Raw genomic sequence first — 13,552 nt, 5'->3', positions numbered from 1 at the left:
AGAGAAGAACCTATCCGGTATTAGCTACCGTTTCCGGTAGTTATCCCAGTCTTATGGGCAGGTTACCTACGTGTTACTCACCCGTCCGCCGCTAACCTTGAGCGATCCGAAGATCGCTCTTAGTCCGCTCGACTTGCATGTATTAGGCACGCCGCCAGCGTTCGTCCTGAGCCAGGATCAAACTCTCCAATAAAGTTATTGAAAGAGCGATTAAGCTCATTTTGAAAAACTGATGAGAACGTAATGTTCTCTTTATTTCGCTCGGTTATACCGTCTGACGACTTGTACCATAACCTCGCGTTTAGAATTTTGCAGTTGCAAAATTCTACTCACTCGTTGTTCAGTTTTCAAAGATCAACTTCGTCATCCACACTCAATTTCTCTCAGCGGCGACTTTTATAATATATCATAGATGATGTTGTTTCGTCAATAGTTTTTTTAAAAAGTTTTTCTATGAAACTATCAATTTCTCAACGCTCATCCCCGTCAACGCGACAGGAATTATAGAATACCACATATAAAAAACTAATGCAACACTTTTATATAAAAATTAAGCAGCTCATTATGAGCTGCTTAACCTAGACACTATGTTATCTCTTAAGCCATGGATTTCTACGTGCCTTTTTTAAACCAGATCCTTTGCTGCTTTGATTTCGATTGGACGAAGTACGCTTCCTGGCACTGGATGATACCATCACTTTCTTAGCCTTAGTCTTTCCGATTGTTGTTTTTGCTTTAGTAGAGGTCTTTGCATCCTCTATCTTTGGGAGATCGCTTAAGCTATCTAAGTTGATACCTGCTTGCTGCTCGATAGCATCATTCTCTCCACCCACAAAATTCTGTACAGCTGCTTGTGCTTCAACATTATTGTAGGGGTTATTGTAATAGTCTACATACGGAACTTGAGGTCCGTATTCATTAGGTCTGTAATAGTTCGTGTAGTGCGGCTGATGTCCGTACGCTTGCGGATGCATTGCGGGCTGCTGATTCTGCGCAGTTGCCGCCTTCCAATCCGACTCCGCTTGAGCATAGCTGTATGGCAAGGCTACAGGCTGACCACATCCGCAATCTCCATATTGGTCTCCATGTACAAGCATATAATCTACAATATATCCGCCATGCTCGTATGTGGTATAAGATCCGTCCGTCTGATCATATGCTCCTTGCACTATAGGTGATTGATCACCATAAGGAACTGCACCCTCATGAGGACCATGATGCCCCATTGGAGCAACTGGATGCTGACCATATGGCTGATGGAATCCCGGCCAGTGTCCAGCATGCCCTTTTCCATAATGCTTATCTTCATAAAATGGCATCATCATTCCGTGTGATGGGTAACAAGGATCGCAATAACCGTAGTCTGGTTTTTTAACGGGTGCGGGCAGCGGCATAGGTTTAACCATTTCAGGCTGTTTTACAGGCTTAGGCAAAGGTTTTGGCGGCGGGGCTACTGGCTTGAATTCTTTCTTAGGTGGCATAGGCTTTGTCATCTCAGGCTTTGGAGCGGGAGCAATCGGTTTTGTAATTTCGGCCTTGGGTGGCACGGGTTTCGGTTTAGTCTCTTCTGCCTTGGGAGGCGTTGGTGCAGGTTTAGTTACTTCTGCTTTTGGCTGCTCTGGCTTTGGTTTGGTTAACTCGGCTTTGGGTGCAGTTGACTTTGGCTTCGTTAATTCGGCCTTTGGGGCAACTGGCGCTTCTGGCATCGTTGGAAGTTCAGGAAGCTGAGGATAGTTAGGCAATGCATCGAGCGGAACGATCTCTTCTTTTACACCTGTATACTGCTCGCTTCCCACTGTCGTTTTTGGAGATGTACCCATGTGGGTGGGATTCGTTTGTGTACCCGTTCCCATATCCTTATTAGCGGATACGCCAGCAGGAATGTTCACCTTTTCCCCAACTAATAGCACGTTCGGATTTTTTAACTGCGGGTTGGCAGCAATTAAATCCTGCAGAGGAACCCCCCATGCTTTAGACAATTTCCACAGCGAGTCTCCTTGTACTACGGTATGGGAGTGTATAATCGTATTTCCTGGCGGTGTAGTTACCGGTGCAGATGGAATCTTGACTTTCATCCCGATCGTTAATTCATTGGGATTTGCAATTTGCGGATTTGCACTTATCATCGTTTCTAAAGATACATTATATTTTTGGGACAGCTTATATAAGGTATCTCCTTCTTTGACAATATGGATCTTCACAGGCCCAAAACCTCCTCACGTTTCTTCAGGCATGACATTCGCCCGTTCTTTCGTTACTCTCATCCTATGCAGCATCCGCCCAAATGACATCATTCTTATAAAAAAATCCTCTTCTAAGCAGCAATCCCTTTTAAAAAAAGAGATCACATGCTAAGAAGAGGATCTTATCTGCTCATTTAGAGCAGCACTACTCTGCAAATACTTTATACCCGTCTTTGTCTACAATTTGGCGGAACTCCTCAAGCAGCTTGAGTGTAATCGGACCCGCGACACCGTCTCCAATCGTTCTGCCATCTACCTCATAAGCAGCAATAACCTCAGCAGCTGTGCCCGTAAAGAACACCTCATCTGCTACATATACATCATGCAATGTGAAGGGTTGTTCCTTGAAGGGCAGACCTATTTTGTCTGCGAGTTCAATAATAGCATTACGAGTAATGCCTTCTAACGCGCCCAAATAGCATGGTGGAGTGATAAGAACCCCATTTTTGACGATAAAAATATTATCTGATGAACCTTCAGTAACGTAACCTTGCGAATTCAGCATAATTGCTTCTCCGGCACCCGCGTGATTCGACTGAATTTTGACAAGCACGTTGTTTAAGTAGTTTAATGACTTGATCTTTGGATTAAGTGCATCCGGAATATTGCGGCGCTGCGAAACCGAGATTGTTCTTAAGCCTTTTAGATACGCTTCCTCCGGGTAGATGGACAACTCTTCCACAATGATGACGACACTTGCCTTCTCACACCGGAGCGGGTCAATTCCAAGGTTACCGTAACCCCGTGATACAACAAGACGAATATATCCATTTCTCATTTCGTTACGACGAATGGTTTCAGCCATGGCCTCCCGCATCTCATCATAAGACAAAGGGATATCCAGCATAATGGATTTGGCGGAATCGTAGAGACGATCTAAATGCTCCTTGCATTTAAAAATATTCCCGTTATATATCCGAATCCCCTCAAAAATTCCGTCTCCGTATAGAAAACCATGATCAAAAACAGATACTTTTGCATTTTCCTTCGTAACATACTGACCATCTAAATAAATCCACTGTTCTGCTGTCATAACAAGTTACACCTCCGCATTATTGTCCTGTATATACATAGCAAGGATAAGAACCCAGTACACGAACCTGGCATCCCAGAGCTTCAATCTCTGAAATAGCTGCCGGCAGAAGTACCGAATTCATTGATTCCATGACATCAATATAAAAATAATAGTTACCGAGCTTCTTCTTCGTTGGTCTGGACTCGATTCGAGACAAGTTCAGTCTGCGCCAAGCAAAGGCGGATAATACTTGATGAAGCGCTCCAGGAAAATCTTCCGGAGGGGTGATAAGTATGCTTGTCTTCTGATGATCAGCCTCTCGCCGCAGATTAACTGCATCCGGACCAATTAACACAAACCGAGTGTAGTTGTTATCATGATCCGTGACCCGTTCCGCCATAATATCCAATCCATGCTTCGCCGCAGCCAGTCTCGTAGCAATGGCCGCCCAGCCTTGTCCCGGGTTCTTCTTCACAATCTCTACAGCCTCTGCTGTACTGCCTACACTTTCAAGCTCTGCTTGAGGAGCATACGTGCGGATAAACTGCTGACATTGAGGGATTGCCACGGGATGTGACATGATTTTGCGTATCTTGGTAAAGTCTAGATCTCCCGCTGTATTCAGAAATTCATCTCGATCACCAATTAAATTCTGAATAGAAGGATAAACCCATTCGCACTGCATAGGGATATCCACTTCATGCACAAGCCAATCCATATGTAGACTAACCGATCCATCTATCGTATTTTCCACGGGTATGACGCTATAATCACTTTCTCCACGTTCTGTAGACCGAAATACATCCGATATCAGCTTGAAGTGTTTGCCTTCATAAGGCTCGCCTGCGAGCAAAAAATCGAGCGCTTCATGTGACACTGTGCCCTCAGGTAATAATGCAACTCGTTTCATGCTTTTACTTCCCCTTTTATCATATCCATAAATGTGCCCTGATGCTCGTCAGATACAAGCTGTGCACCCGTCAGATCTGGCTTAATCCACATTGTATCTGCTTCAATGCCTTGGGCTCGCATGGTCTCAATCATATAAGCTTCAAGACCTTGCTTATCCGCCTCTTCTTGATGTACGAAAGCAAGTACCGTCGGACCCGCACCGCTAAGAGCTGCTCCGAGAGCGCCTTTGCTTGGGGCCTCCTCCAGTATTTTGGCCATTCCGGGAACAAGTGCAGCCCGGTAGGGCTGATGGAGCTTATCCTTCATCGCTGCACTTAACAGATCGTAACGACCACTCGCTAAGGCACCAACCAGCATTGAGGTCCGCCCAATATTGAAGACCGCATCCTGAAAAGAAAGCTCGCTCGGCAAAACTTCTCTTGCCTTGGTTGTCGACAGTTCAAACCGCGGTATAACGACAAGCACTTCCAGATGTTCAGGCGGATCAAAGGATAGATGATGTGCGGTACTACCATCCCATGCACAGACAGCAAATCCGCCAAAAAGCGATGCTCCCACATTATCCGGGTGCTTCTCCATTTGTGTAGCCATTGTGAACAGCTCTTCCCGCGTCAAAAGTGACCCGATAAGTTCATTAGCTGCAACCATAGCACCTATAATGGTTGTCGCGCTGCTTCCAAGTCCTCGTGTAAGAGGAATTTCGGAGTACATCGAAATCTCAAGCTCAGGAATATGGATTCCTGCTTGTTTAAATACAGCTTGTGCCACTTTATACACAAGGTTTGTCTTATCCGTAGGAATCCCCTTCAAATGCTCGCCATACAGAGAGATAGAGGTATCATCCGCCCTCTTCATCTCTATATAAGAATATAAGCTGAGCGCCATACCCAATGAATCAAAGCCTGGGCCTAAGTTCGCTGTGCTCGCCGGGATTCTTACTCTTACGCTGTTCTTCATTGTGTTCGGTCCTCCTCAAAAGTGCGGGGGAAGCTCATCCCTCTACCCGGTAAACACTCTTCACTTTACGAATAACACTAAGTGTTTCAAAGTGCTTGAGTACTTTATCCATACTTGCTTTGCTGGCATTATGGGTAACAATAATGATCTCGGCATCCGGATTCTGTTCATTCGGCTGCTGGACCACAGAAGCAAGGCTCACGTCGTACTCCGCAAATATTTGTGTAATTTGAGCAAGCACACCTGCTTTGTCATCGACATGCAGCAGGATGAAGTTTTTATATGAAATATGCTCATCTTGGATCAGATGTTTTTCTTTATAAGGGCTGATGGATTTCAGACCGCTTACTCCAAGCTTCAAATTACGGATCACCGATACCAAGTCAGCTACGACAGAGGTAGCCGTTGGCAGCTCACCTGCACCTGCTCCATAGAACATCGTCTCGCCAACCGCTTCACCGTGAACGAATACTGCATTAAATACGCCGTTAACAGAGGCCAGAGGATGCTGCTGTCTAACCATCGTTGGCTCTACACTGATTGAGATTTGGTCATCTTGTCTCTCTGCAATGCCTAACAGCTTCATTTCATATCCAAGTCTCTTGGCATAGGCAATATCCTCTTTGGTCACACTAGAAATCCCTCTGACAGACACATCTCGAAGTTCAACATTCGTATGGAAGCCAAGCGTACCGAGTATGGCCATCTTACGCGCGGCATCCAAACCTTCTACATCCGAGGTCGGATCGGATTCTGCGTAACCAAGTGCCTGAGCCTCTCTCAGAACTTCATCATACGAAGCTCCCTCCTGACTCATCTTGGTTAATATGAAGTTCGTGGTCCCGTTCACGATTCCCATAATTCGTGTGATTCGATCAGACGAGAAGCTCTCAATCAGCGTACGAATAATCGGAATTCCTCCGGCAACACTCGCTTCATAATAGACGTCACAGCGCTTCTCCTCCGCCTTTGCCAAAATCTCTGCACCATAGAGCGCCATTAAATCCTTGTTTGCCGTCACAATATGCTTGCCCCGCTCCAGCGCTTCTAGAATGTATTCTTTTGTTTTCTCCACTCCACCCATAACTTCAACAATCACGTCGATCTCCGGGTTAAGAATAACCTCCCATGGATCTTCTGTTAATTTATCCGCATCCACGGTAATGTTACGAGCCTTGACCAGATTTTTTACAGCTACTTTTTCAATAACGATAGGAGAGCCGACTTGACTGCTCAGATCCTCCTGGTTCCCCTCCACGATTCGTATTACACCTGTGCCTACAGTTCCTAATCCAAGCAAACCTACCTTAATCGGTTTCATCTTCTCATCCCCTTTATGTACCTAAAGTATCTCCTCTACCCCTGACCAATCAAGCGTGTGCGTTTGACTCCCGGAACCTGCGCGAATTGCTCCATCATCTCACCAAGATCTCCGCTGAGCCGAGAAGTCTCCACTGAAATTACAACATTCGCACGCCCTTGAAGCGGAATGCTCTGATGAATGGTAAGCACGTTGCCTCCATATGATGCCACATGCGATAGAACCTGGGACAGCATTCCTGACTCATGCTCCAGATCAATGGAGATGGTGACGATTCGCTCTCTCTCCAGCTGGTTGACCAGATGAATTCCATCCTTATATTTATAAAATGCACTTCGGCTTAGACCAACACGCTCAGCCGCTTCATGGACAGTCTTCACTTCACCGGAAGCAAGCAGCTGCTTCACCTGCATCGTCTTCACCACAGCTTCTGGCAATATATCTTCACGTACTAAATAGTAGCGTTCTTTCAAAAACGTCCTCTCCTCAAAGACTATTGTATTCATATAGTGGACATTATATCGAATCGTATCGAAAAGGGCAATAGACAAATGGAGTCTCTTGTTGTCCATATTCCAAAAAACCGTGGATATCTAAGGAAGATACCCACGGTAAATTTCGTTTTATTTATTAATAGTAGCTGCTGCTCTCTACAAATTCAAACTCAAAATCGGCAATACGAACGATCGTACCGTCCTTCGCACCACGTTTTCTAAGTTCATCATCAACACCCATATGGCGAAGGGTACGTGCAAGCTTCATAATTGCCTCATGCGAATTCAGCTGCATTCGTTTCATCATGCGCTCGATCTTCGGACTTTCCACAATGAACATCTCATTCTCGCGCACAATTTTGAAGCCTTCCTCTTCTTCTTTATCCAGCTTGTAAACTTTGCGTTCACTTACTTCTGCCACTTCTTCCACATGCAGCTCTTCCGGCATTTGATCCAGCATATCTGCTGCCTTGTAGAGAAGCTCCTTCACACCTTGACGTGTAAGGGAGGAGATTGGCATAATCTCTATTTCGGGATGAGAAGCAGCCAGCTGCTGCTTAAAATTCTCCAGGTTGTCTGCCGATTCCGGCATGTCCATTTTGTTCGCAGCCACAATCTGTGGACGTTCCATCAATTTAGCATTGTACTGACGAAGCTCGTCATTGATTTTGACGAAATCCTCATACGGATCTCTGCCCTCAGATCCAGCCATGTCGATGACATGAATGATAACGCGGGTACGCTCAACGTGTCTCAGGAACTCATGGCCCAGTCCAATACCTTCACTCGCCCCTTCAATCAGCCCAGGCAAATCCGCCATAACAAAGCTGCGGCCTTCCCCTACATCAACAACACCGAGATTCGGCGTAATCGTCGTAAAATGGTATGCCCCAATCTTCGGGTTAGCACCGGATACGACGGACAAAAGCGTAGATTTACCTACACTCGGAAATCCAACCAGCCCTACATCGGCCATGACCTTCATTTCCAGTACAATGTAGCGTTCTTCCCCTTCTTCACCATTCTCGGCAAGCTCAGGTGCTGGATTCTTCGGAGTAGCAAATCGAATATTCCCTCTTCCGCCTCGACCACCTCTTGCAACAACGACCTGTTGGCCATGGCGTGTCAAATCAGCTAGTACCTCGCCCGAATCCTCATCCGTTACTACCGTTCCCGGTGGAATACGAACGATCATATCCTCCGCATTCGCACCGTGCTGACTTTTGTTACGGCCTTTTTCACCGCGTTTTGCTTTGAAATGACGTTGGTAACGGAAATCCATCAGTGTTCTCAGACCTTCGTCTACACGAAAAATAACACTTCCGCCCTTGCCGCCGTCTCCACCAGCAGGACCGCCTTCAGGTACATATTTCTCACGACGAAACGATACGAGTCCATCTCCGCCGTCTCCACCTTTAACATAAATCTTCGCTTTATCTACAAACATGATTATCCCTTCCTTATATCCCACAAGTCACACGAAATTGAATGAGCGCATCCCCTGTCGCAGGCGGCTCTGCTATCACCTTGGTTCCTTGCTTCATCGTGTACAAATTACTCCATGCTTCTGATTCAGATGCTATTCTCTCTCCCTCGAAACGTACAATAACATCCCCTTGATCCTGACCAAACCGAATTAACAGGTGACGAATTTCTCCCCAAGACGATCGGTTGCTGAACTGATAAGCCCTGACTGTATCCGCAATCGTCCCTGTCAGCATCTCACCGTCCTCGGGAGAAATCAAGGTGTCCAGCCGCAATCCGTCCTCCACTTCAACACTTAGAACAACAGGACTGCCGCTTATTCGATACGACTGCAAATAAAAAATGAGAGACGGCACGCCCAGCTTGGAAATCTTACTCTCTTCCGTCATTCTCTCCTTTATTCTTTCCACCGTTTGTATTGATTTATCATTCTTTCCTAGACGAATATATCCATACAACACCTGGAGGTCATTCATCCAATCATGTCTGTGATGATTTAACACGGATATCGCTGTATCTTCCATTCTCTGCTGCGTTTGGTGCCGCTGCTCCTCAAGCTGCTTGTCCACAGTCTTAAAGAGATAAAAAAGAACAGCTCCTAACCAAAAGGCAAGCAAAATACAAGAGATCAGAGTCTTAGAGATGATCACCAAAACTAACGGAAATATGACCGAACAAGATACCGCTAAGGGCACTTTTTTCCAGTAATTCATGACTTCTCCCCGTTCATCAATGTTAACCCCATTATAATATAAAGGTCATAAAGGCAGTATATCACAGACGAAGTTACCAAACAGTACCAAAAAACAAAAACATCTTCACTCATTTGAAAACGAACCAGGGTAGAGCGATGGCCTGAATAAAAAAAGCCTCCGGCAAACATGCCGAAGGCTCCTTAGGCGAAATGCCTATTACGCTTCTACTGCAGCTGCTACAGGAGCAACTTCAATAGGGTAGACGCTCACTTTTTTACGATCGCGGCCCCAACGTTCAAATTTCACAACGCCGTCTACTTTCGCAAACAAAGTATCGTCTTTACCGATTCCTACGTTCGTTCCTGGGTGGATTTTAGTACCACGTTGACGAACGAGGATGCTTCCGCCAGAAACTGCCTGACCGTCTGCACGCTTAACGCCAAGACGTTTGGACTGGGAATCACGACCGTTCTTTGTGGAACCCACACCTTTTTTGGATGCGAACAACTGAAGATCCAATTTTAACATTGTAGTCTACCTCCTTCTTTAGTTATTATGCTGCTTTATCTGAATATACTTTCCGTACGAATCGACGATCGATTTCAGCATCACCACAAGTGATTCAAGCAGCAACTGAATCTGGGAACGAATATCGTCTGACAACTTAGCTCCTTCTGGAACATATGCGCTCAGAAAGCCATGCTCCATCTCGGCATCGAGCTCAACACCTGTAAGTGTCTCAATCGAATTGACCGTACCAACCGTCACTGCGGAAACTCCCGCACATACAATATCTTCACCAGCTTTAGCATAATTCGCATGACCTTTCACGGAAAAGCCGCGAATGCTGCCGTCACTCAAACGAAAGATGTGGACAGTTATCACTGTTTACACCTACTTACGCTTGGATTTTGCCGATAGTTACTTTAGTGTAAGGTTGACGATGACCTTGTTTCACATGGTAGTTCTTCTTAGGCTTGTATTTGTATACAACAACCTTTTGGCCTTTGCCATGCTTCTCAACAGTCGCTGTTACAGTTGCGCCGGAAACAACCGGTGTACCTGCAGTCAAACCGTTGTCGTTAGAAACAGCCAACACGCGGTCAAACGTTACTGTTTCACCGTCTGCAGCGTTCAATTTCTCGATGAAAAGAACATCGCCTTCTTGAACTTTGTACTGTTTACCACCAGTTTCAATAATTGCGTACATTTGCTTGCACCTCCTCATGTCTCAGACTCGCCTAATCCAGGTGATCCTGCCTCAAAAAAACAGAATGCTTCAGAACCCGATCGGAGCGGTTACAGCATGTGCAGCAACTTAATACTAGACACATACCTGAAGATTATATCATGAGTCTATTCTGAAATCAATCATTTTGCAATAATCACTCCAGCAACAGGCTGCTCTCTTCCCTTACCTTCTTGCGGGTAAGCTCCAGCAGACCAAGCCTTGTCCATCCTACCACGTGAGATTTGGTGCGATCCTTCTGCAGCTCTCGCTCCAGTGTCAGCATAACCTCATCCCGATGTCGATCAAACTCCATATCAATAAAATCAATAATGATAATTCCTCCGATATCTCGAAGTCTGATCAGTCTGGCGATTTCAATCGCTGCTTGAATATTCGTCTTCGTTACTGTTTCTTCCAGGTTTCGACCACCTATATACTTACCCGTGTTGACATCGATGACGGTCAGAGCTTCGGTATGATCAATGACGACATAACCGCCACCTTCAAGCCACACTTTTCTTTTGAAGTCTCTTACCAGCTGCTCCTGAACTCCATACGCTTCAAAAACAGGCTTATCCCCGCGATAAATATGAAAATGAGGCACTCCATTAAAAGCAACATCCTGATAGAACTGCTTGGCTTCTCTGGCCTGATGCTCGTTATCAATTACAAATTCATCACTATGAGCCGTATAACTGTCCCGAATGAATCTTTGCAGAATGCTGAGATCCTGATGCAGCAGCCGCGGAGCATTGTTCATGCTGGCTTTTTGTTCAATCCTCTGCCATACCTTGCGCAGCTGAATGACATCACCTTCAATGGCTTCCAAACTTTCATGCTCAGAAACCGTTCTTATTATCATCCCCTCTTCATCCCGTTTACAACGTTCAGCAATACTTTTGAGACGAGATCGCTCACCTTCTTTTGCAATTTTCTTGGATACCGCTATATATCCTGCCGTAGGCATATAAACGATCCAGCGCCCGGGCAATGCATAGTGTGTTGTTACTCTTGCCCCTTTTCCGCCCACAGGCTCCTTGAACACCTGAACGATAATATCCTGACCCACGTAAAGTAGCTCTGTAATGGCCGGCTTGATCTTAGGCTGCTTGTCCAGGTTGGGATGCAGTACATCATCGATATATAAAAAGGCATTTTTCTTTTGCCCGATATCAACAAACGCAGCCTGCATACCTGGAAGCACATTGACTACACGTCCCTTAAAAAAGGAACCGAGCAGTCCCCTTTCACCCGCCCGTTCCGCTGCATATTCAACTACTTTACCTTCCTCCAGAAGAGCCATTCGAATCAGATTTGGTTCACAGTTCACAATCGTTTGCTTCATGGCTTCACCTCTAGAGTACTCTTTTAGAGAGAAGATAGTGGCATTCGTTTGCGCTCTCCTATTTTGTAAATTACGTTCTTTTATCAAAATACGACTTGATTATGCGCTGCTCTGGCAGAACGCCAACAATATTCCCATGCTTGTCCATCACGTATATCATATGATATTTCTCTCTCTTAAATAAACGCAAGATATTGTCCAAAGGTTTCGCTGGCATCGAAATTATTGGCTGAGCCAAGCTCCCGGAAGAGGCATGGGCCGAAAAAAGAATATCCCTGTTCATCAAAAAGCGCACGAATCGATAAGGGATATTCCGAAAATCCACGATGTTGGAATATAGGAGAAAAGAGCCCATCATAGCTGCGTTGAGATCAACCATTTCCTGTCCCCGCATTAGCGGCAAACATGCATAGGTCAGCATCATTGCACTGAAAATGATACTTATTTTATAAGTAATGAGAAGTGTCCTGTGATAAGGAAGAAAGATACTCAGCAAGGCTTGTATGATCTTCCCGCCATCCAATGGCAGAATCGGCAGCAAGTTAAATAAAGCAATGATTACGTTAGAGGAGATAAAATAACGCAAAAACTGTCCATCCCACATACCTGTGGCGTTCATGGCATAAGCTGCCGCAATCATCATTACATTTTGGAGGGGGCCCGCAAGTGATATCAGGATTTCTTTTCTGGCCGTCAAATCTCCCCGATCCTCAATCGTTGCAACTCCCCCAAAAGGAAGCATTTGAATGGAGGTAACCCGAATCCCTAGTAACAAAGCGCAGCTTGCATGACCGAGCTCATGAATAAATACGATGGCGAATAACGTTAACAGCTCAATAAATCGACCTGTTACTACAGAGAGCATCATGACAAGAACAAATACCGGATGCAGGGATAGCCGGATCCCCATTACATTAATCAAAAGCAATCACTTCCGCTGGATCAATATAGGTGTCCCCATCCTTTACTGCAAAGTACAAAGTCTGATCATGCTCTAATGTGCCTGCTGGGATCTGACCGATCTTCCCGCCTTCTTCAACCCAGGAGCCTGTCTCCAGCTTGGTTTCTGCAAGACGTCCGTAGATGCCTGTAAGCCCGCCCGTATGCTGAACAACTACCGTCGTACCTGTCTCAGGGTTGTTAATGACCTGGATAACTCGTCCTGCATCAATACTGTCAACTTGAAAAACGCCTCCACCCTCAGAATTGGGTACAATCTCCACCCCTTCCATCGTTATAGCAAAGGGCTGAGCGATTGTACCTGCAATGGGAGGAGACAATTTGCGGGAAGCTGTCACTTTCAGTGGAGAAGCGCCATCATTTTGAAAGATCGGCAAAAAGGAAGGCGTGCTGCCAAAATGGTCTGTGTACCAGGCTGCCGCTGCTTGAAAATCCATTTCCTGATGCAGGCTGTCTGCCACAAAAAACTTGGCTCTTTCCAAAAAAGGAGCATCCCACTGAAACGCGCCCCAGATCGCACCAAATAATATGCCGCTGATTACAATCCGCTTAAGCAGTCCGTTTAGAAAACGCGGCTGAGGATCAGAGCCATCGAAATAAGTGTTGTCATCCTCTGCCCATCTTCTGCGATCCTTCTTCCACAACAGCTCAGGATCTCGCTCAGCTGTATTTATATCTGCTTCATCAACCGATTGAAAAAAGGGAGGATGCTGTTCTGCCTGCGGCACCCTTCTCCTGTCTATAGGCCGTACATGTTCTATGGTCTTTAAGCTCTGTTTCTCGTGGGTAGCTTCGACATCAAGAAGCTGTCTGATCCGTTCCTGTCTCCGCTGTTTAATATTGGCTTTAATGTTCATCCCTTTTGTCCTCCTTGTGAGGATTCACTCTAACTGT

General features: G+C 45.7%; 14 protein-coding genes, 1 rRNA gene and 1 other annotated feature. All 15 genes read right to left on the bottom strand.

The features are described 5' to 3' along the window. Nucleotides 1-193: ribosomal RNA gene (locus BLW49_RS22395) — 16S ribosomal RNA — on the bottom strand; the annotation flags it as partial. Between the two features lie 397 nt (nt 194-590). Next, complete coding sequence (locus BLW49_RS29410) at nt 591-2,201, bottom strand: LysM peptidoglycan-binding domain-containing protein (RefSeq protein WP_076315155.1); 1,611 nt, start codon at nt 2,199-2,201, stop codon at nt 591-593. A gap of 187 nt (nt 2,202-2,388) precedes the next feature. After that, nucleotides 2,389-3,276, bottom strand: coding sequence for a branched-chain-amino-acid transaminase (ilvE, locus tag BLW49_RS22385; RefSeq protein WP_090726943.1), 888 nt, complete (start codon nt 3,274-3,276; stop codon nt 2,389-2,391). Nucleotides 3,277-3,295: 19 nt separating this feature from the next. Beyond that, nucleotides 3,296-4,168 carry a prephenate dehydratase gene (gene pheA / locus BLW49_RS22380; protein ID WP_076315153.1) on the bottom strand — a complete coding sequence of 291 codons (873 nt, stop codon included), beginning with the start codon at nt 4,166-4,168 and terminating at the stop codon, nt 3,296-3,298. Continuing rightward, nucleotides 4,165-5,127, bottom strand: a complete 963-nt coding sequence (gene thrB / locus BLW49_RS22375) for a homoserine kinase (RefSeq protein ID WP_076315152.1) — start codon at nt 5,125-5,127, stop codon at nt 4,165-4,167. The genes pheA and thrB overlap by 4 nt, the downstream gene beginning before the upstream one ends. A gap of 34 nt (nt 5,128-5,161) precedes the next feature. Then, on the bottom strand, nt 5,162-6,448 hold the full coding sequence (locus BLW49_RS22370) for a homoserine dehydrogenase (RefSeq protein ID WP_076315151.1): 1,287 nt from the start codon (nt 6,446-6,448) through the stop codon (nt 5,162-5,164). Nucleotides 6,449-6,483: 35 nt separating this feature from the next. Further along, complete coding sequence (locus BLW49_RS22365; protein WP_076315150.1) at nt 6,484-6,921, bottom strand: ACT domain-containing protein; 438 nt, start codon at nt 6,919-6,921, stop codon at nt 6,484-6,486. A gap of 157 nt (nt 6,922-7,078) precedes the next feature. Then, nucleotides 7,079-8,389, bottom strand: a complete 1,311-nt coding sequence (gene obgE / locus BLW49_RS22360) for a GTPase ObgE (protein ID WP_076315149.1) — start codon at nt 8,387-8,389, stop codon at nt 7,079-7,081. A 13-nt stretch (nt 8,390-8,402) separates the two neighbouring features. Next, on the bottom strand, nt 8,403-9,140 hold the full coding sequence (locus BLW49_RS22355; RefSeq protein WP_076315148.1) for a Spo0B domain-containing protein: 738 nt from the start codon (nt 9,138-9,140) through the stop codon (nt 8,403-8,405). A gap of 198 nt (nt 9,141-9,338) precedes the next feature. Further along, entirely contained in the window at nt 9,339-9,650 is a 312-nt protein-coding gene (gene rpmA, locus BLW49_RS22350) for a 50S ribosomal protein L27 (RefSeq protein ID WP_047914282.1), read from the bottom strand. A gap of 18 nt (nt 9,651-9,668) precedes the next feature. Next, a complete protein-coding gene (locus BLW49_RS22345) occupies nt 9,669-10,007 on the bottom strand; it encodes a ribosomal-processing cysteine protease Prp (protein WP_076315147.1) in 339 nt (112 codons plus the stop codon). A 13-nt stretch (nt 10,008-10,020) separates the two neighbouring features. Beyond that, nucleotides 10,021-10,332 carry a 50S ribosomal protein L21 gene (gene rplU / locus BLW49_RS22340; protein WP_076315146.1) on the bottom strand — a complete coding sequence of 104 codons (312 nt, stop codon included), beginning with the start codon at nt 10,330-10,332 and terminating at the stop codon, nt 10,021-10,023. 13 nt (nt 10,333-10,345) lie between these two features. Further along, nucleotides 10,346-10,433 (bottom strand) — a sequence feature (ribosomal protein L21 leader region). Nucleotides 10,434-10,507: 74 nt separating this feature from the next. Beyond that, nucleotides 10,508-11,698: an Rne/Rng family ribonuclease gene (locus BLW49_RS22335; RefSeq protein ID WP_076315145.1), complete on the bottom strand. Its 1,191-nt coding sequence runs from the start codon at nt 11,696-11,698 to the stop codon at nt 10,508-10,510. A 70-nt stretch (nt 11,699-11,768) separates the two neighbouring features. Next, the gene (locus BLW49_RS22330) at nt 11,769-12,620 is read right to left on the bottom strand and encodes a M50 family metallopeptidase (RefSeq protein WP_090726941.1); all 852 of its coding nucleotides are present in this window, start codon (nt 12,618-12,620) and stop codon (nt 11,769-11,771) included. After that, nucleotides 12,613-13,515 (bottom strand): M23 family metallopeptidase, encoded by a 903-nt coding sequence (locus BLW49_RS22325; RefSeq protein ID WP_076315143.1) that lies wholly within the window; start codon nt 13,513-13,515, stop codon nt 12,613-12,615. Before BLW49_RS22325 ends, BLW49_RS22330 begins: the two co-directional genes overlap by 8 nt. Between the last annotated feature and the right edge of the window lie 37 nt (nt 13,516-13,552).

It is taken from the genome of Paenibacillus sp. PDC88 (assembly GCF_900106725.1).
Taxonomy (GTDB): Bacteria; Bacillota; Bacilli; order Paenibacillales; family Paenibacillaceae; genus Paenibacillus; species Paenibacillus shunpengii.
Note: the sequence above shows the minus strand (reverse complement) of the source record. Positions and strands in the feature narration are given on the sequence as shown.

Bases quoted from the DNA above. Each gene is read 5' to 3' on its own strand.
- rpmA (WP_047914282.1), bottom strand. From the start codon at position 9,650: ATGTTAAAATTGGATCTTCAGTTGTTCGCATCCAAAAAAGGTGTGGGT.
- BLW49_RS22355 (WP_076315148.1), bottom strand. From the start codon at position 9,140: ATGAATTACTGGAAAAAAGTGCCCTTAGCGGTATCTTGTTCGGTCATA.
- rplU (WP_076315146.1), bottom strand. From the start codon at position 10,332: ATGTACGCAATTATTGAAACTGGTGGTAAACAGTACAAAGTTCAAGAA.
- BLW49_RS22335 (WP_076315145.1), bottom strand. From the start codon at position 11,698: ATGAAGCAAACGATTGTGAACTGTGAACCAAATCTGATTCGAATGGCT.
- ilvE (WP_090726943.1), bottom strand. From the start codon at position 3,276: ATGACAGCAGAACAGTGGATTTATTTAGATGGTCAGTATGTTACGAAG.
- obgE (WP_076315149.1), bottom strand. From the start codon at position 8,389: ATGTTTGTAGATAAAGCGAAGATTTATGTTAAAGGTGGAGACGGCGGA.
- BLW49_RS22325 (WP_076315143.1), bottom strand. From the start codon at position 13,515: ATGAACATTAAAGCCAATATTAAACAGCGGAGACAGGAACGGATCAGA.
- pheA (WP_076315153.1), bottom strand. From the start codon at position 4,168: ATGAAACGAGTTGCATTATTACCTGAGGGCACAGTGTCACATGAAGCG.
- thrB (WP_076315152.1), bottom strand. From the start codon at position 5,127: ATGAAGAACAGCGTAAGAGTAAGAATCCCGGCGAGCACAGCGAACTTA.
- BLW49_RS22370 (WP_076315151.1), bottom strand. From the start codon at position 6,448: ATGAAACCGATTAAGGTAGGTTTGCTTGGATTAGGAACTGTAGGCACA.